Source organism: Flavobacterium cryophilum, from assembly GCF_048286555.1.
Lineage (GTDB): Bacteria > Bacteroidota > Bacteroidia > Flavobacteriales > Flavobacteriaceae > Flavobacterium.
Window position 1 is genome coordinate 1 of record NZ_JBLVPZ010000013.1, and the last position, 17,798, is coordinate 17,798.

Genomic DNA, 17,798 nt, shown 5'->3' on the forward strand with positions numbered 1-17,798 from the left:
CAAAAAGTTGTTTCCAACTTTTCCAACAAGCCGCTGGAACGGAATTCGTAATCGAAAAACACCCTACATATAACCATCTTAAAAGTTGTTAATAACTTAATGATGCTTTACATAGGAGCGGCTGTTGCGGGTGCTCCGGTTACGGATATTGTCAGTGCCTATCTAATGGTGGATGGCAATGGACAATCGAACATTTGGCGTTATGAAGACCAGCAGTTTCGCATCAAATCCCCATTTTATACCAATTCTTTTTTGAAAAATTCACCAATAGCACAAGTTGAAAAAATCAGTACACCATTGTTATTGTGGACAGGTGAAGAAGATCATATGGTAAATCCAACGAACAGTACAAAATTACAAATTGCACTATGGAGGTTAGGAAAAAAAAGTCGCCTTTTGATTTACCCTAAGGAAGATCACGTATTAACAAATCCCAGAAACAAGGAGAATCTATATTTCGAAATCAAAGAATGGTTTGATTTTTACTTAAAAAAAGACAGTTATTAAAAATAAGGTGTCCCTCAAATGGGACACCTTATCCTCATTAAAAATTTACGGTTTTTTGTAAAGCGTAACCGCACACTGGCTGCCACTTAGGTTTTTTCCAAATGCTTGGTGATTGCTGCCCTGCCACATGTAGGTGCAAACAATTCCATTGTTGACATCACTACATTCCCTTGCTTCTATACACGGAGTAGGAGTGTCTAAATAACCAATTTTGGTTGCCAATGTGCTTTTAGGCGCTGCCTGTGAAGCAAAGGCACCTGCGATAGCTAACACAACTGCAGCTACCGGAAATCCGATTTTAAAAATTTCAGTTTTCATAATATTAAAATTTAAAATATTTTGATCTACTCTGTTTACAGGTTTTCGATCTTCCCCTGAACCAGGCCCGGTATTTCATAATAAATTAGTATTGTCAACCCGTTGGACGTAATTTGCAAAAATGTCAGTTCGAGTGTTTTTTTATATAATGCAATGGAATAAAAAATGTACCGAGAACCGTTTTTAAAACCAACGGGTTATTATCAATCATTGTTTATTCAACTATTTTAAATCGAAGTGGCTGCTCTTAAGCCTATAGAGTACTATATTATGTTTTGTGATTCCTATTAATAGGTTAGAATAAATTTGAAAGCTCTCAACCTTTTCATTCTTATAATTGTACAGATAAAAACTAAATTCATAGGTACTCTTTTGCAAATCATAGACATCAATAATATAGGCTTCTTTAAGCATGGATTCGGCCTCAAACTTTCCTAAACGGTTTGACATTGTAAACAGGTACTTCCCAAATGTTGCAGCACCTTGCTGAATCATTGGAGGTTGTTTGGCAAATTTCTTTTCTCCTGTAGTATGCAGGTAGGCGAACTGGATCGGAACTTGACTCACCGTATCTATAGTTTTTAGCCCTTGAAATGTTTTCAAATCAGAACTGGCGATTACTGCTTGGTTTCGGTAGTAATAGACATAAACCATCTTTTTTAGTTGGTAGTTATAGATCAGTTTCCCATCGGTATCGAAAATGCCATCAATCCGTTTTTGTAACATGCCTGACACTTGTTTGAAAGCAGTAGGCTCGGCTGTATTTAGCGTTCCTAGAATGTTTAGGCTCTCAGCTGTATCAATACTCCTTATTGCAAATAGAGTGGAATCGATAGGTTCAAAAGCAGAAAAGTAATTTTTGATATTTGTTAAAGGAGTGGCACGCCAGTCGCTTATTTTGCCTCTATAAACTACTGGAACCGTTCCATCAACCAGATAAAAATAGGGAAACTTAACACGCACTTGCACTGATTTGAATGGATAATCTTGTTTGCCTTCAACTTGAACTCTTAAAGTTTTTGCTTCCCTCAATAAAGTATCAATAACTAGAATTTGTCTCGGCGCAGTTGTATTTCCTAAATAAATGCGACCGTTAGCAGCACCAGCGATATAATAGGAATTGTATTTTATAGTGTAGCCTTTAATCATCGCTACAGGATGATGAGGATACCGACGAATAAAGCTGTTGTTGCGGTGTATTTCATTTTCTGACAACAGATATAGGCTTATAATGAAGACTGCACTTATACTGCCAGTAACTACTAATAGAATTACAGCAGATTTATTCCTAATATCTAGAATAGACTGTTTTGAAGGGCTTATTTCAAAGTTGCTATGATGCAAAATAACTCCCACTACTGCCATTACTACAAATACAATATTAAAAATTAAATGTTCTGTCCATCCCAGTTTTGAAAGTACGCCACCACAGGAACAAGGAACAAACGGGGAGAAATTCAAAATTATAATAATGTAAGTGGTAAACAGTATCATTAGGCTATATGCTAAAATTAAGCCTTCATATTTAAATTTAGAAGAAAGTAGCAGGAGCACAATAATGATTTCAGCAGCAGGAACTATCCAGGCAACATAGCTGGCATATTCGCTGAGCAAAGGCGATTGTCCCAATTGCACCTGAAAGTTTTCAAAATCCAGTAATTTGCTAACAGCGGCGTAGACAAACAATAAAACATACAACAGACAAATACTGTTGACATGAATACTTTTTGTTGAGGTAGATAGTTTCATATCGGCGAACTTTAAATTTAATCCGATATAAAATTCCGAAATACAAATAAATAAAGAGAAGCAAATCGGGAGTATAACTTGTCAGAAAAGGAGTTTTTTTAGTACAGTGCATTAATCGCCACTTTCAACTGTATGACTTCAACGTATAACTGTATGATTTTCGACATCTCGACCTTCAGACTTTAGGACTTTCGACTTTATGACTTTATGACTTCATGACTTCATGACTTTCAACTTAGGATTTTCTTTTAACATCCATCGGCTTATACCCAAAATGTTTTCTAAAACCCTTCGAAAAATTAGGGTACGTTTTAAAACCTGTCATAGTAGCAATACTCTTTAAGGGAATCATAGTCTGTTGAATTAAAAGATGTGCTTTTTTCAACCGCTCGTTAATATAAAATTTATAAATGGTCGTGCGAAAGAGTTGCTTAAATCCGTATTTCAACTTATTATCATTTGTTCCAAAAATATAAGAAAGTTCTTTTACAGAAGGTAATGGGCTATCTAAATGGTCTAAAATATAATCATAAACATTTTGAATCATCAGTATATCCGAAGGTCTGCTTAATACATTTGACTGGTCATTACGATCTGGAGTTATCAAAACAGATTTCGAAATAGTTTCTTCAACTACTGTCGTTACGAAACTAATCAAAATTTCAGAACAGTTTATCAGCCTTGAAATAGTGCAATAGACAGGAACTAATAATTTGTTTTGTGCAACATAAATTAATTGCACAGTAGCTTTATAGTGAGGGTCCAGCAATATTTCTTGCTCTAAATTATTCCAAAAACACAAGGACTCTTCTGATAATAAATTTTTAAATAACGTATTACATAAAAAGTCAGGAATTAAATTTAACAAAACAGAGGCTTCCGAATTATAACGTATAATTACAAAATGCTCATTTAAGATAAAAGTGCTTTGTACTAGATTCCTGTAGGAATGATGAGGATTTATATAGCCCGAGTGGAAAACAGACTCCTTCATTTCTTCGGCTACCATATTCATAAGTACAACTAATGCCTCTAATTCATCATCCTCTTCTGTTCTTTGGATCTTATTAGAAAAATTACCTCCTGCCATTTCAAGAAGCATTTGCGACATACTGCGCATTCGCTGTTGATCGATTTCTTGATACATACAATATAAATATTAGTAATAAATGAGAGAACTGTTACTTAACATACCCCTCCAAAAAAGCCAAAGCAGCTGACTCATCAGTAAAAAGCTTAGTTGGAACACTTGGTTTACATATTTTAAGATAAAAAGAAGTTATAGTTAGGGAAACACTTTGGTGCCCAACTAGACTTACTGCCTTAGTTAAAATAGAACCTGATTGCGCCAAATAGTCCCTTGCAGCTTTGTCAGAATCCATAATTCCTCTGATATCACAAAATATTGGATAGGATATTTCATTTTGCAATTGTATCCGATCCGCTACAATTCGTTGTGCAGCCTTCAAGTTAATAACACTTTTGGGCTTGTATTTAAAAAAAAGAATCTCCTCATGGATCCAAAATTGGGAAAATTCATTTTCATGGTAATTCTGCATCATTTTTATAAAAAATTTAAATAAATCGTCACAATTTAGCAAAAAAAATATTTAAAACTACACTAATTAAAACCAAAATAATCCAATTTGATGTAATTAAATACAAAAGTTATCAAATCGGGAGTTTAAGTTGTCATAAAAGGATTTTCTCACAAACAAGAGAATTTACTTAATTTTTTATTCAGAATTTTACCTAATAAATATCAAACAACAAGCAGAATATGATGGTAAATTTTATTTTTAACAACTAAAACCTAAATAATTATGGCAAAAATCAAACACAACAATTTCATTGATACAGTAGATGAAGTAATTGCCGGAGCAAAAAAAGAAGGAGTATTGCATTTATATGCGGAAGATCAAATCTTAAATGGTCGAACGCTACAAATAAAAGGCACGAAAATGTTTCATTTTGGTACAACTGGATATTTGGGACTGGAACAAGACATCCGCTTAAAAGAAGCTGCAATAGCAGCTATTCATCAATATGGGACACAGTTTCCACTTTCTAAAACATATATTTCAAATCCGTTATACGGTGAATTAGAATCCAAGATTGAAAAAATGTATGGAATACCACCTATAATTACTAAAAACAGTACGCTTGGTCATTTGGCAGTAATTCCAACAGTGGTAAGGGATGAAGACGGAGTGATTTTAGATCATCAGGTACATTGGAGCGTACAAAATGCCTGCCAATTACTAAAAATTAGAGGCGTTGCTGTAGAAATGATCCGCCACAACAATTTGAATATGCTGGAAGATAAAATTAAATATCTGGCGACGAGATGTAATAAGATATGGTATATGGCTGACGGCGTGTATTCTATGTTTGGCGATTTCGCGCCAATACCAGATTTAATGGAACTGTGCAAAAAATACCCGCAGTTACAGCTCTATTTTGATGATGTACACGGAATGAGTTGGAGAGGGGAAAATGGTACTGGCTACGTGTTGGATATTTTAAAAAATTTACCGGACAATGTTTTACTATTCGGTACTTTAAGTAAAACATTTGGTGCCAGCGGAGCAACTTTACTTTGTACTAATACCCGTCTGCGCGAAAAAATTAAAAATTTTGGTGGACCTCTTACTTTTTCTGCACAATTGGAACCGGCTTCTGTAGCAGCGGCCATTGCATCGGCGAACATTCATCTTTCTCCCGAAATCACAAGCTTACAATACGACTTGTCAGAAAAAATAGAATATTTCAAGTCACTATTGGAAAAAACTGCACTTCCGATGATTGCGCTAAATAATTCCCCTGTTTTTTTCTTGGGTACCGCCATGCCTTTAACTGCCTACAAAATGGTGCAAAGGCTCTTTAACGAAGGGTTTTATGTAAATCCCGCAATATATCCCGCAGTTCCAATCAAAAATACCGGTATTCGAATTACACTTTCCCGACACAACCAAAAAGAAGAAATAAAAGCATTAGTCGAAGCGTTGGAATACCATTTCCCAAAAGCATTGGAAGAATCGGGTAATAGTCTAAACAAAGTAAAAAAAGCTTTTGGAATAGTCGAGACTTTTCCGCAAATAGAAACCCACAAGAAGAAAAATTTTCCTTCCGATGAAATTAAAAACTGTCCCGATAATTATCGGAAGGACAGCCTAAGCCAAACAATAACTTTTCCGGAAGAAAATGCAGAGATAAAAATGGACTTAGTAGTACAATACGAAGTATCCATAGATAAAATAAACAAACAGAACTGGAACGAACTTTTAGGTAAGCAAAACACGTTTGATTGGGAAGGGCTATGCTTCTTAGAAAATGCTTTTACAAATACGAACGCTCCTGAAAACAATTGGGACTTTCATTATTATATAATCAAAGACAAAAAGGGAATTCCTGTACTGGCAACTTTTTTCACTTTCGGACTTTGGAAAGACGATATGCTAGCTGCAGAATCCATTTCACTTCAACTGGAAGAAAAAAGAAAACAAGACCCATCATACCTCACATCAAAAGTCTTGGGAATGGGTTCCTTATTTACAGCGGGCAATCATTGTTACATCAATAAAAAACACCCATTAGCAGAAGAAGCTATAATGCTTTTACTGGAACAAGTGGAAACATTGTACTATCAATTAAACGCCGATATGCTTGTGTTGAGAGATTTTGAAGAAGACGAACAATTGAATCGTATATTCCACAATCAAGGTTTCTTAAAAATAAATATGCCCGAAACCTGCATCATACAAAATACAGAATGGAACAGTATCGAAGAATTTTCGACTTCTCTTTCTCCCCGTTCTAGAAAACATTTTTTGAAAGAGGTACTTCCTTTTGAACAGTCTTTTGATATTGTAATCAAAGACAAACTCACAAAAGAAGAATTAGAGCAAGGATATAAATTATATCAGAACGTAAAAAACAACAATCACGCTATAAATACATTTTCCTACCCGATAGAAGTATTCCAAAAAATGGAAGAACATTCCAAATGGGAATTCATACTTCTATATTTAAAAAACGAAAATACAAACCCATTGGTCGGAATTCTGTTTTGCTATAAAAATACGGCACATACCTATGTCCCATCTCTGATAGGAATGGATTATACTTATGCAAAAGAATTTCAACTCTACAGACAACTCTTGTTTCAAACTATTAAACGAGCTAAAGAACTAAACTTTAATAAAATTGATTTTGGAGTATCCGCCACTTTCGAAAAAAGAAAATTGGGAGCAACCATAATTCCAAAAGTAGCCTACATTCAGGCAAGAGATAATTTTTCAATGGAATTAATGGGCACACTTCAAAACGAAGACAAAACACGTTAAAACGATACAGGAAATAAAGTCTAAAAATACAGTCGTCAGTTCGAGTGTTTTTCATGGAATAAAATGGAATGAAAAATGTATCGAGAACCGCTTTGGTTCTTCTCTGTTTTGTCATCCCGACGAAGGAGGACACGAGGACTTTGTACGAACTGGCGAAGCAATCTCATCAATCAAACCTTTGCCATTAAAACAACTAACATCAAAAATATAAACTAATCAAGTCTTCACTCCCTTTCCTTCCTACTCCCCTCCTTCGGAGGGGCTGGGGGAGGAAAAGAGCTGGAGTGAGATTTAAACCAAAAGCCTATGTTTAAAAGTATCATTGAAGAATTTAATACAAAAATAAATACCATTATTACTACAGAAGAAAACCATCTCAAAAAAGCAATTGACGGCATTAATTTATGCAACAAAACCTTGGCAACCCTAAAAGAAAGAGTCGAGCAAAACGATTTCGACACAGTTCCCGATGAAATTGATTTTTTTAAAAACATCAAACCACTTCCGATGAGTTACCTGATTTATTTTACCGAACTGCGTTCTTGCGAACTTCGCAAACCCAAAGCGGGCACATCCTATCAAATCGAATTTTTTGAAAAGGAAATGCGAAAAATCAATAAATTTTTCTCTCGAAATTTAGATTTTGTTAATTATATGGAACAAGGATACACCTATATCGATCATCAGTTTTTCACAAGAAACCCAGGCAATAATTTCCCTTTCACGCCAATGACAGATTACTATCAATATCCCGAATTTTCCTCCTCACATGACATGCTTTGGGCGAAAGTAAAAGCAATGCACCGGTTTATTCATTACATCCGCGAAGCAATGCAAAAACTCAATGCTGGAAATACAATTATGTTTGACGAAAAAAAACACAAAGTACTGCTTTGGACAGCTCCAAAAACGGCACTCGCTGAATTAATCTATGCGCTTTACTCCAATGGGGCTTTAAATCATGGTGCTGCCGACATAAATACAATCGCCTCATCTTTTGAGGATTTTTTCAACATCAAAATAGACAATATCTACAAAACCTATTCAGAGATTAAAGATAGAAAGAGTAGCAAAACAAAATTCTTAGAAGAACTGATGTTGAATCTGCAGCAGAAAATCCACAAAGAAGACGAATGATTAAAATATCGGACCCAATCGTACCTACGAAAAATACAACCCACAAACACAGCCTATAATTGAGGATTAAAGCCTAATACTTAGCATCCGGCACTATTTGGTATTGCTGAAATAATAACTACGCTCACATTGATGCCCCAATTGGGGCATTTTTCATTGGAAAAATATATGTGTAATAAGAAATTTGAACAAACGCAAAAATGAAGATAAAAGAAACTCGGAAAAGCCCCAAAACGTGCTTTTAAAAATGTTCAAATGTTAAATTACTTCGGTACTACGAAAGCCATTGGGATTAAATAAGAATAAAAGCAATCAATTTTGTACCACAATAAAGCTTTAAAATTAATTATAACCTTAATCGTTTTAAAATGGCAGCAACAATTATCACAACAGAAGATCTTTTAGAATTCAAAATTGATTTATTAGAAGAGATTAGAAAAATTATCGGATCGCAAACGACCACACAGTCAAAAAAATGGCTAAAATCTAATGAAGTCCGAAAATTGCTAAATATTTCACCGGGAACACTTCAAAACCTCCGCATCAATGGAACACTTTCTTACACTAAAATTGGGGGAACTATCTATTACGACCAAACAGATATTGAAAAACTTTTAAACGGAAATAAAGTAAATGCCCTCCCTACCCTTTTTAAGTAAAGTCATTGCATGGAGCAGAGCAATCAAATAATCATTCCCCGTCATCTCGAGCGCAGTCGAGAGACACTTTTCACTACTCACCGTCATCTCGAGCGCAGACGAGAGACACTTTTTACCTAAAAACATGAACTATATCAAACACCTCACCGGATTTTTTAATAAAATCAATTATGAAACCAACCTCAATCCAACGCACATTTCGCTCTATTTGGCACTGTTCCAATGTTGGAACGTAAATCGATTTAAAAATCCAACAGGCATATCCCGGGAAGAGATTATGAAAGCCAGCAAAATCAATTCTAAAGCAACCTATCATAAATGCATGAAAGAGTTAGAACTTTTGGGGTTTATGCAATACAACCCTACATTCAATCCCCACTCCCGCTCCACCATCATAATGGTCAATTTTTCTGAAGAAGAAAAAAGAATTTCAAAAATACCACAATCAACCCGTTCAAAAAATGAACCGCTACACAATTTAACCGAATCAAAAACTGAACAAGTTATTGAACAGGTAAATGAACAGCTCTATATATATAATAAAAAACAAACAGCTGAAAACATTTTAAACACTATAAAAAAAGATATATATAAAAATTCAATAAATCAACCTGTTCAAAATTTGAGTCCTATAATAATTCCAAAAGAGAAAGAAATAAAAACTGAAAGCGGGCAGCAAAAAGAAAAAAGTTGCGCCAAAAAAGAAAAACCAGTTGAACTCGATTTATTTTTTGAAACTACAGTACCATCACTCGAAATAATACTGGAATACTTCTCTTTCAAGGAAAGTTCACAAACAGAAGCCAATAAGTTTTTCAATTACTACTCCAGCATTGGTTGGCTCATTGGCGGAAAAACAAAAATGAAAGATTGGAAAGCAGCAGCAAGAAACTGGATGCTCAACACCGCTAAGTTTGCAACAAACACGACAAAATCCGATTACAACTCCCAACCAAAACCGATGCACTTGCACACGGCAACCCAAAAAAACTATGACGAACCATTGTAAATCCGTCCGTGAAACCTTCGTAGTCCACAAAGGTTTCAAAGTGTATAATTTCCAAAAATGCTTGGAATATTTAGAAAACCAAGGAAAAACGACCTACGGTAGTTCATTTAAAATCAGCGAAATGGATCACCCTACCATCTACAAATTATTAATTTATATGATAAAAGATGAGAAAGCGGCAATGAACCAAAATATTGACTTATCAAAAGGAATTCTAGTATCAGGTTCGATAGGTTGCGGAAAAACATCCCTAATGAACTTAGTACGCCCATTTGCCTATCATGCATCCGAGTATAAAATCAAAACATGTAGGGAAGTCTCGTTTGAATTTGCCAAAAATGGGTTTGATGCAATCAACTGCTACACGCTAAAACAAGCCAATCAATCAAAATTAACTGGTTATTGCTTTGACGATTTGGGTGCCGAACAGCAAATAAAGCACTTTGGAAATGATTGTAATGTCATGGCTGAGGTACTGATCAGCCGGTACGAACAGTTTGTCGAAAACAAATCCATCACGCACATCACCACCAACCTTTCCGCCTCCGAAATCGAAAACAGCTACGGCAACCGGCTCCGTTCTAGGATGCGACAAATGTTCAATTTGATAACATTTGATAGTAAAACGAAAGACAAGAGGTAAATTGAACATTCATGAACCCCATAAAAAAACAATAGAAACACCGTGAATACATGTTCAACCTCATCAGTTTTAATAAAAACTCAAATGACAAACGTTAATTCAAACAAATACATCTGACAATCGTACTTCAACCCGCCCTTTGACTGTGGCAGCCGGGCACCCGTTTTTCGAAAATTCTGAAAAAATTCAACGCTGTTTGAGCGAAGCGAGTTCGTTGGATTTCAGAATTGAGAAAATAGCGGGTCGGCGAACAGTCCAGGGCTAGCGTTTTTTGTTTCTTTTTTGGGCAATGCAAAAAAGAAAAAATAGAAACCTCAAACTTTAAACTTAAAACTTGAATCAAAAAAATAAATGAAAAAAATCAACACCTTCTGGAACTGGTTCCAAGACAACAATCAAACCATCAAAAACCTGATCACCGAAACCCCTAAAAACCAAAAACACATCAGCTTTTGGATAAGCAAAAACCTCAGCTATTATTGCAAGGAAATTGACTTTATGATTGTCTTCCCAATTAATAATAATAATAATAATAAATCTGAGCTAATACTAACCGCGAATGGCAACCCGGAATACTTTGAACAGGTAATTAATTTAGTTGACAATGCACCCCAATTGAAAAACTGGAAATTCACCGCTTTCATCCAACCAACCGAAAGAATTGACAAAATTATGAAGGGTCTTGACGAACCATACATCTTCCATGAGATTACATTAAAAGCCAGCGAACTCACTTTTTTACCACTTGAGTATCATGAAATATCGCATAAATTCGACATTGTAGTTTTTTTAAAAAACTATAATTTGTATTGTGATACAAAGACGTTACAACAAGCAATTTTCATTATCATGCAAGACATTGTGGGAGAAAAATCCTTGTACCAAAACATCAATTTTGTCCAGTTGGCACAAGTACCGGATAACAAAGAAGCACTAATTCAATTGTACGATTTTCAATTGTTTCTAGACAATCTAAAAGGGTATGGAATTAAATAATTGTTTTCTAAAAATGTGGAAAACCGTAAAGTAAATTAATTTAATCAACTTAGTTTTGAGCAACCAAGCAGAATTAAATTGCTCGAATTGTGTTTTTATTAAACTAATTTGTTAATACCATAATTCTTACACTACTCTCAAATTGTGTGTTTTTAGATTCTCAAAAAAAGTGTTACCAATGTCATTATTTCAGCCCTCAGTACTCAAAAAATATTTGAGCCAACAAGATACAGACCAAGTTCAGAAAGCCTATAAAAAATACAGCAAGTATTTTCATAATACCGCCATTCAAGAAAACATTCGCAACAGTAAAGAAGAACAATTTCAGGAAGGATTTCTACGGGAGCTATTTGTGGATATCTTAGGCTACACGCTGAATCCAACGCCAAAATTCAACCTGACCACGGAACTCAAAAATATAAAAGGTTCTAAAAAAGTCGATGGCGCCATCCTGAAAGACGGAAACGCAATCTGATCTTGCAAATGTATTCAACCGGCTCTATAATCAAAAGTTTCTTTGGAAAAGCAAAGCGTAATGCGGATTTAAAGCGGGATAAGTTTGAATTAACCGTTTGCCTTTTCCTTCATGTAAACAGTTGTGCCAATTTTGATTACGTAATTTTCTTTTTGTTTTTCAATTTTTAACTTTGATGGAAGCTTCCCGTCTTTCCATTGAATGGCTAAGGTATTTGTTTTTTCATTCAGGATAAAAACTCCTGTATTATGAAATTTTTGCTTCCCATTGATGGTGGTATGATAAATAATGGTTCGGTCATTATTTACTTTCAGGTAGATATCTTGTCCGGAAGTAAACTTGTTAACCGTAGGATCATTGCTATAGATCTTATACGAACCATAAACTGAAGACGGCTCCCTTTTATTGAAAAATAGTAAAACAGCAATAAGGGTAAGCAATATTAAGAAAGATGCTGTTATAAAATTTTTTTTTCTCTTTAATGGAGCAGTTTCTTTGTTGAGGAGGGTACTAGAGGTGTTGTGGATAGTATTCATAAATAAATTTGAGTTAAAAATAAAAGCTATTTGAGATATATGCAAACAGGTTTAAACTTATCATATATAAGCAATTCAAAAAAGTCTCTGCATAAAGGCAGAGACTTTCTGTGTTTCTGATAATAATCCTTCTGATTTAGTTAACAGGTTCAGGATCATTCCATACAGGCGTTCCAACACCAGGATAGAATCTCAGTTGGGCTATTTTCAAGCCTGAATTATCAAAGTACCAGTAGTACGTGTCTAATGGATCGCTGAAGAGTTCTGTTCTGTCTAAATCTCCGTCACCATCAATATCTGCCCATACATACAACAATTGGTTGGTAACGTTTTGGAATTTATTGTTATTGCCGTGTGCAGAAATATCTAAGATATATTCTCCTGAGCTGCAGTATTCCGTCGCTAATTGTTGATCCCAATAACAAGATTTCATCTGTGCACTGCCCCCCGGCTTGCCTAAGCCACGAACGTAAACAGAATAATCTGTTACTCCATCGTTTGTTGCATCGGGTTCAGGCAGTTGGAATGTGGCTTCACCATCAGTACCGTTGGCATCCAATACCGCAAAGTCGCCTTTCGCTAACAAGATTTTTGTTCTCGCTACCCCTCCTGCAGATCCCAGTGGAACAAAGATTCTGTGCCCATTACCCCCACTGAAATCAGGATTTTTCCCTTTAGATACGCCGATGATGTTCAGGCTGTAATGTGCGCCATTTGGGGCGCCATTTCCTCCTCGTGCGGTTAGACTGCCCGAAGAATTGTTTTTTGCATTTGCAGTTGTGACTTCATTTTCTGCTGCTGAAGATTGTAAATCCTCGTTAGAGCAACTTACTCCTAATAAAATTGTTAAAAATAATACCGACAATAATTTAAAATTTCTCATAATATTTAAAGATTTAGTTAATAAAAATTCAGATTAAAATTCCACATATAACTTTGATAAAAATACTACAGGGATACAGTCGCTCTAAAAATGAAAAATCCCTAAAAGATGTAAATAAACTAAATGATAGAAGTGCAATAAAGAATATTTTTTATTACATAATCATTAGATTTAATTTCGAAAATAAATGTACTTAATCTCTCTTTCTTTTTCTCTCCCTTATCGACACAAAACATAAAAATCTGTTAAAACACTCATTTTCATTAATTTAAAAACAAAATAAATGTTAAAAATGTTAAAAAAAACCAATAAATTATTGTTTGCAAAAATAAAAATTTTTATAAAACTTGAATTCAGCAAACAAAAAAGATTATGGCCATCTAGAATTTTAACCTTTCAATAATACTTTATTACTATATATTTACAAGTTCTGTGTGTTTACAATTAATTCTACAATATGCATGATTTTTACTTTCACCTCTGCTCGCAAAAGCATCTTTTGGGCTAGTAGCAAGTTTTTAACTATCAGTGTCGTGGACATGCTAATTTTACCCTCATAAAAAGTTAAGAATAAAAACCTTAATTTTAATTTATGAAAAAGATGCAAAAGATTATGGTGCAAAAGCAAAAGAATATCATAATTGCGGTCTTGAACTTTCAAAGCTTTATAATGAACTTAGAATATTCAAAACACTAAATGCAAATAGCTCAATTGAAGAAATAAAAATGGTTACTTTAAAGATATCAGATGATTATCAACGTATTTTGGAGAAACACGAAAATCACGAACTCATTAACAATGATCTATTCAAATCGAAATCAGCAAAATATTTTGAATTAACAAAATTGAATGTAATTAAAATTAAATTTGAATAAGGCAACTATTGTGATTAAAGGTTCTTATTTACTTTTGATGAAAATGAAAAATGTAGAGGATTAAAAAAAGTAATTCAGCACAACTTCAAACTATATAAAAATGTATAAAACGATACTCATTGGATTTATCATTCTCCTAGTTTGCTCTTGCCAAGACTATAGAAAAATTTGGCTACAAGATTATATAAATACTAAATATAATTGGGATAAATTCAAGAAGATCTTAAAAAAGATTCCATTATAAATTCAGCAAAGAACATTATCAAATTAGCCAAAATTAAAACTGAAATTATAAAAATAGAAAATCCAATAAATTCTAAAATTGAACTTCTAAATCATAAAATTGGGGAAATCAATATCAAATACCTTAAAAAAAGTCGGAAGATTTCGGACGAACAAGAACGCATTAATGGACATTATGTTCTTACCCATGCACTGTGATGAATATTTTAAAAAGTTTGACATCACAGTCTATTTCAAAAATTACAGTATGTATTGCGATACGACAACATGGAGGCAAGCTTTATTCATAATTATGCAGGATATTTTTGGAGAAAAATATTTGTACCAACATATAAATTTTGTACTGTTAGCACAACTGCCACAAAATCACGACGAGTTAATACATTTGTATGATTTACAGTTTTATATTGATAAAACTAATAATTGCCGTAAATAATTCGGGCAAACTCTCATTGCTAAAAGTAACTTGATATTCCAAAGTTAAATCCGTCAGTAATCGATGGCGGATTTAGAAAAATATCGCGTTGTTTCTGGTAGCGATAATTCAACCGTATTACGGTTTGTGATGTCGGTCTAAAACTAATTGCAGGAATTATGCTCCAGAGATCTTCTCCAATATTTTGATTAGTTTCTTTAAATTTTCCAACATTCCAATCTACATATTCTAATCTGCAGGCAACATTAAAAACAGCTTTTTCCCATCCCAAAATTGATTTTGTAAAAACGGGTTGAACAATGTCAATAAATCCACCATGCTGTTTATTCCCAAATTGTTGGGAATACGTTGCTGGTACATCTACATTAATCCAGGCAAATTCTGTAGTGATAAAGGTTTTTATCGTAGGAATTGTGGTGTTGAAATCTAAGGCAAAGACGATAACACGTCTTTTTTGATCTATAATAATTCCATCATCTGTAAATTTATTATAAATCCCTCCCATATACGAAATTCCAAGCTCACCCACTTTATTATTTCTAATAGCTAATTTTCCAGTAAATAAGGGTTCTCCGCTATTTATTTCTTCAAATCGTTCTGGATTGTTCTTTGAAGCGGGTAAGAACGTTTTGTTTTCACTATTTTCAATTATGGTATTATCAAAGCTGCCTGACAAATAAGCTTCATAGCCAAACATCCAATTTTTAGTGTATTTTTTTCCAAAAAAACCAACTCCGGCATTACTAAAAGTGCTCGGTAACATTTGTGTAGCAGCTATTGGCCTGTCCGTAAACTCCCATTTGGGACCATCATGATTTTGATTAAACGCTCCAATCGGATTTAAAATTATTCCAGCTCTAAAATTTAATAGCGGATCCAGTTCTAAATCAATTGAAGCAAATTCGATTGCGATTTCTTTTCCACCATCCTCAAATTCAATTTCACTTAAAAACTTTACTCTTCTACTTATTACAGAAGACATAAAAATGGATAGTCTTCTCGCTTGAAATTGATGTCCTTCTGACACACCATCGGTAGTAATTTTCTGCCAATTCATTTCAACATAACCACCAATAGAAATGGGTGTTTTGTTTATATTCAGTGTAGGCCTGTTGTACAAAGCATCCATATTCAGAATGTTTTTTACAGTGTCCTTGGGGATTCTTTTCAGCAAACTTGGATCTATTTGGGCATTGGAATTCAAATTTAATAAAAATAGAATAACTAAAATAAAGTTGGCTTTTAATCTCATTTTAGGGATATTTTTAAGGTGTTATTTTCAATCACTATTGGAAATTTTCTTAAATCGGTATTTGCGGGACCGTTTTCTAACCCCCCTCTGTTGTTAAATTCACTTCCATGCGCAGGACATTGCAGTTTATCACCGAAAACTTGTAATTGAGCCCCTTGATGTGTACAGGTCATTAACATTGCTGCATAATCTGTTGCTTCAAATCTATAAACACAAATCGGTGATTTTAAGATTTCATTTTGGACGATGATATACTTTTTAAATTCTGTTTCTTTTTTATTTTTTATTTCAAAATCAGTAATCTGCACCAAAATATCCGAACCTTCAATTGGAGCCGTAATAATTTGCGAAGTACTACAGCTTTGTAATATTGTTATTCCTGTAATTCCAGCTAAACATCCAAATCCACACGTTTTAAAAAATTGCTTCCTATCCATGATTACAATGATTTTATAAATTTTAATATCGCATTTTTTTCTGATTGTGTAAGCTTTTGAAATGCATTAGAACTGTTTGCTGCCTCTCCACCATGCATTATTATTGCTTGTTCAATGCTGCTAGCCCTTCCATCGTGCATCAAAAATAAGTTGCCGCCTTGAGAATTCTCTGAGAGTCCAATTCCCCAGAGTGGTGGAGTTCTCCACTCGTACGTTTTAGCACTTCCTTCTGTATAACCATCATCTAAATTGCTTCCCATATCATGCAAGAGCAAATCAGTATATGGAGCAAAAATTTTATAGGAAAGAGAACTTATTGGAGAGTAGCTAGTTTTAAGTTCTGCTTTATGGCAACCAACGCAATTAATTTGACTAAATAAATCCTTTCCTTGCCGGACAATTTCATCATTCTGATTCCGTTTAATGGGAGCCTTTAATGTTTGCAGATAAAAAACTATGTCATTAACTTTATTATTGGTCACTTCTGGTTCTATTTCTAAAGTTGAATAGTGATCTATTGGATTAAATGAAGATGTAATTCCCATGTCTTGATTGTAGGCATTAACCGTTTGATGTAATAAATCGAAGGCGGATGCTTTTTTGCCAAATCGTCCAATATGTTTACCATTTTGGGTTACCGCATTCGATAAAGGAATTAGATACTTTGGAATAATGATCCAATTTACAATTCCTGATATGCCGTCTCCATTAGTATCATTTGGATCAGTAATTGCAAGCAAATCTTCATCTGAAACATATTGTAAAAAACCTAAACCAGTAATTGCTGGTGGAGTAAATTTGGAAAAAGTTGCACCACCGGGTATTTGTTCCGGTAAGAAACCAGGCAAAGCTCGATTTTGCAATTGTGGACCACCTTGATTTAAAAATCGATTTCCCGTTTCATCAATTTGACCAAAACGGATCAAGGTAGTAAATAGATGTCCTTTGCCATCACCAGCATGACAGTTGATACAACTGGTTCCTACAAATGTCGATCCAAGACCTGTTTCTCTTGTAAATACTTCATTGACTGCTACATCTCCTCTCAAAAATTGTGAGGACTCTGAGTTAGAAAGTCCTTCTACGGTACCATCTAATAATTCATCATTAGATGGTACATCTGTATAACTGGTGTCGCATGATATTAAACTCATGCATAACGCTAAAAATGATAGAGATAAACTGGTAAATTTATTTTTCATTATACTTAATTTAATATTTAGACAAAGCTAAATAAATATTTCGATAAATGAAAATAAAAAATAATGAATCGATATTAAAATCATATAAATTTTA

General features: G+C 34.1%; 17 protein-coding genes and 1 pseudogene. 9 read left to right on the forward strand and 9 right to left on the reverse strand.

All coding sequences use genetic code 11. From position 1 onward, the window contains the following. Positions 1–99: 99 nt before the first annotated feature. Positions 100–507 carry an alpha/beta hydrolase family protein gene (locus tag ACNQGJ_RS15280; RefSeq protein ID WP_417974523.1) on the forward strand — a complete coding sequence of 136 codons (408 nt, stop codon included), beginning with the start codon at positions 100–102 and terminating at the stop codon, positions 505–507. Positions 508–552: 45 nt separating this feature from the next. On the opposite strand, the gene ACNQGJ_RS15285 is transcribed toward ACNQGJ_RS15280, so the two are convergent. From ACNQGJ_RS15285 to ACNQGJ_RS15300, 4 genes are all read right to left on the reverse strand, one after another. Beyond that, positions 553–825 carry a DUF6520 family protein gene (locus tag ACNQGJ_RS15285; protein WP_417974525.1) on the reverse strand — a complete coding sequence of 91 codons (273 nt, stop codon included), beginning with the start codon at positions 823–825 and terminating at the stop codon, positions 553–555. Positions 826–1,047: 222 nt separating this feature from the next. Continuing rightward, positions 1,048–2,574, reverse strand: a complete 1,527-nt coding sequence (locus ACNQGJ_RS15290) for a MauE/DoxX family redox-associated membrane protein (RefSeq protein ID WP_417974527.1) — start codon at positions 2,572–2,574, stop codon at positions 1,048–1,050. Between the two features lie 235 nt (positions 2,575–2,809). Next, entirely contained in the window at positions 2,810–3,721 is a 912-nt protein-coding gene (locus ACNQGJ_RS15295) for a helix-turn-helix domain-containing protein (RefSeq protein WP_417974529.1), read from the reverse strand. 34 nt (positions 3,722–3,755) lie between these two features. Then, entirely contained in the window at positions 3,756–4,136 is a 381-nt protein-coding gene (locus ACNQGJ_RS15300) for a DUF7793 family protein (protein WP_417974531.1), read from the reverse strand. Between the two features lie 261 nt (positions 4,137–4,397). Here ACNQGJ_RS15300 and ACNQGJ_RS15305 point away from each other — a divergent pair, with 261 nt between their 5' ends. The 7 genes and pseudogenes from ACNQGJ_RS15305 to ACNQGJ_RS15335 all read left to right on the forward strand — a co-directional run. Then, a complete protein-coding gene (locus ACNQGJ_RS15305) occupies positions 4,398–6,920 on the forward strand; it encodes an aminotransferase class I/II-fold pyridoxal phosphate-dependent enzyme (RefSeq protein WP_417974533.1) in 2,523 nt (840 codons plus the stop codon). A 306-nt stretch (positions 6,921–7,226) separates the two neighbouring features. After that, on the forward strand, positions 7,227–8,057 hold the full coding sequence (locus tag ACNQGJ_RS15310) for an RteC domain-containing protein (RefSeq protein ID WP_417974535.1): 831 nt from the start codon (positions 7,227–7,229) through the stop codon (positions 8,055–8,057). 368 nt (positions 8,058–8,425) lie between these two features. Beyond that, the gene (locus ACNQGJ_RS15315) at positions 8,426–8,716 is read left to right on the forward strand and encodes a helix-turn-helix domain-containing protein (RefSeq protein WP_417974537.1); all 291 of its coding nucleotides are present in this window, start codon (positions 8,426–8,428) and stop codon (positions 8,714–8,716) included. 124 nt (positions 8,717–8,840) lie between these two features. Beyond that, a complete protein-coding gene (locus ACNQGJ_RS15320; RefSeq protein WP_417974539.1) occupies positions 8,841–9,725 on the forward strand; it encodes a transcriptional regulator in 885 nt (294 codons plus the stop codon). Then, the gene (locus ACNQGJ_RS15325; protein ID WP_417974541.1) at positions 9,709–10,368 is read left to right on the forward strand and encodes a P-loop NTPase family protein; all 660 of its coding nucleotides are present in this window, start codon (positions 9,709–9,711) and stop codon (positions 10,366–10,368) included. Before ACNQGJ_RS15320 ends, ACNQGJ_RS15325 begins: the two co-directional genes overlap by 17 nt. Before the next feature lie 351 nt (positions 10,369–10,719). Then, complete coding sequence (locus tag ACNQGJ_RS15330; RefSeq protein WP_417974543.1) at positions 10,720–11,364, forward strand: hypothetical protein; 645 nt, start codon at positions 10,720–10,722, stop codon at positions 11,362–11,364. Positions 11,365–11,542: 178 nt separating this feature from the next. Next, positions 11,543–11,836, forward strand: a pseudogene (locus ACNQGJ_RS15335) (hypothetical protein); the annotation flags it as partial. A gap of 92 nt (positions 11,837–11,928) precedes the next feature. Here the strand turns inward: ACNQGJ_RS15335 and ACNQGJ_RS15340 are convergent. Beyond that, the gene (locus tag ACNQGJ_RS15340; RefSeq protein ID WP_417974545.1) at positions 11,929–12,375 is read right to left on the reverse strand and encodes a hypothetical protein; all 447 of its coding nucleotides are present in this window, start codon (positions 12,373–12,375) and stop codon (positions 11,929–11,931) included. A 136-nt stretch (positions 12,376–12,511) separates the two neighbouring features. After that, positions 12,512–13,258, reverse strand: a complete 747-nt coding sequence (locus ACNQGJ_RS15345) for a hypothetical protein (protein WP_417974547.1) — start codon at positions 13,256–13,258, stop codon at positions 12,512–12,514. A gap of 582 nt (positions 13,259–13,840) precedes the next feature. Between ACNQGJ_RS15345 and ACNQGJ_RS15350 the strand changes: the two genes are divergently transcribed. Beyond that, positions 13,841–14,134 (forward strand): hypothetical protein, encoded by a 294-nt coding sequence (locus ACNQGJ_RS15350; protein WP_417974685.1) that lies wholly within the window; start codon positions 13,841–13,843, stop codon positions 14,132–14,134. 698 nt (positions 14,135–14,832) lie between these two features. Here ACNQGJ_RS15350 and ACNQGJ_RS15355 read toward each other — a convergent pair. Genes ACNQGJ_RS15355 through ACNQGJ_RS15365 form a run of 3 tightly spaced genes read right to left on the reverse strand, consistent with a single transcriptional unit; the run spans position 14,833 to position 17,704 of the window. Beyond that, positions 14,833–16,065 (reverse strand): hypothetical protein, encoded by a 1,233-nt coding sequence (locus ACNQGJ_RS15355; RefSeq protein WP_417974549.1) that lies wholly within the window; start codon positions 16,063–16,065, stop codon positions 14,833–14,835. Next, positions 16,062–16,502, reverse strand: a complete 441-nt coding sequence (locus ACNQGJ_RS15360) for a Rieske (2Fe-2S) protein (RefSeq protein ID WP_417974551.1) — start codon at positions 16,500–16,502, stop codon at positions 16,062–16,064. The genes ACNQGJ_RS15355 and ACNQGJ_RS15360 overlap by 4 nt, the downstream gene beginning before the upstream one ends. A 2-nt stretch (positions 16,503–16,504) precedes the next feature. After that, positions 16,505–17,704 (reverse strand): di-heme oxidoredictase family protein, encoded by a 1,200-nt coding sequence (locus ACNQGJ_RS15365; RefSeq protein ID WP_417974553.1) that lies wholly within the window; start codon positions 17,702–17,704, stop codon positions 16,505–16,507. Positions 17,705–17,798 lie beyond the last annotated feature (94 nt).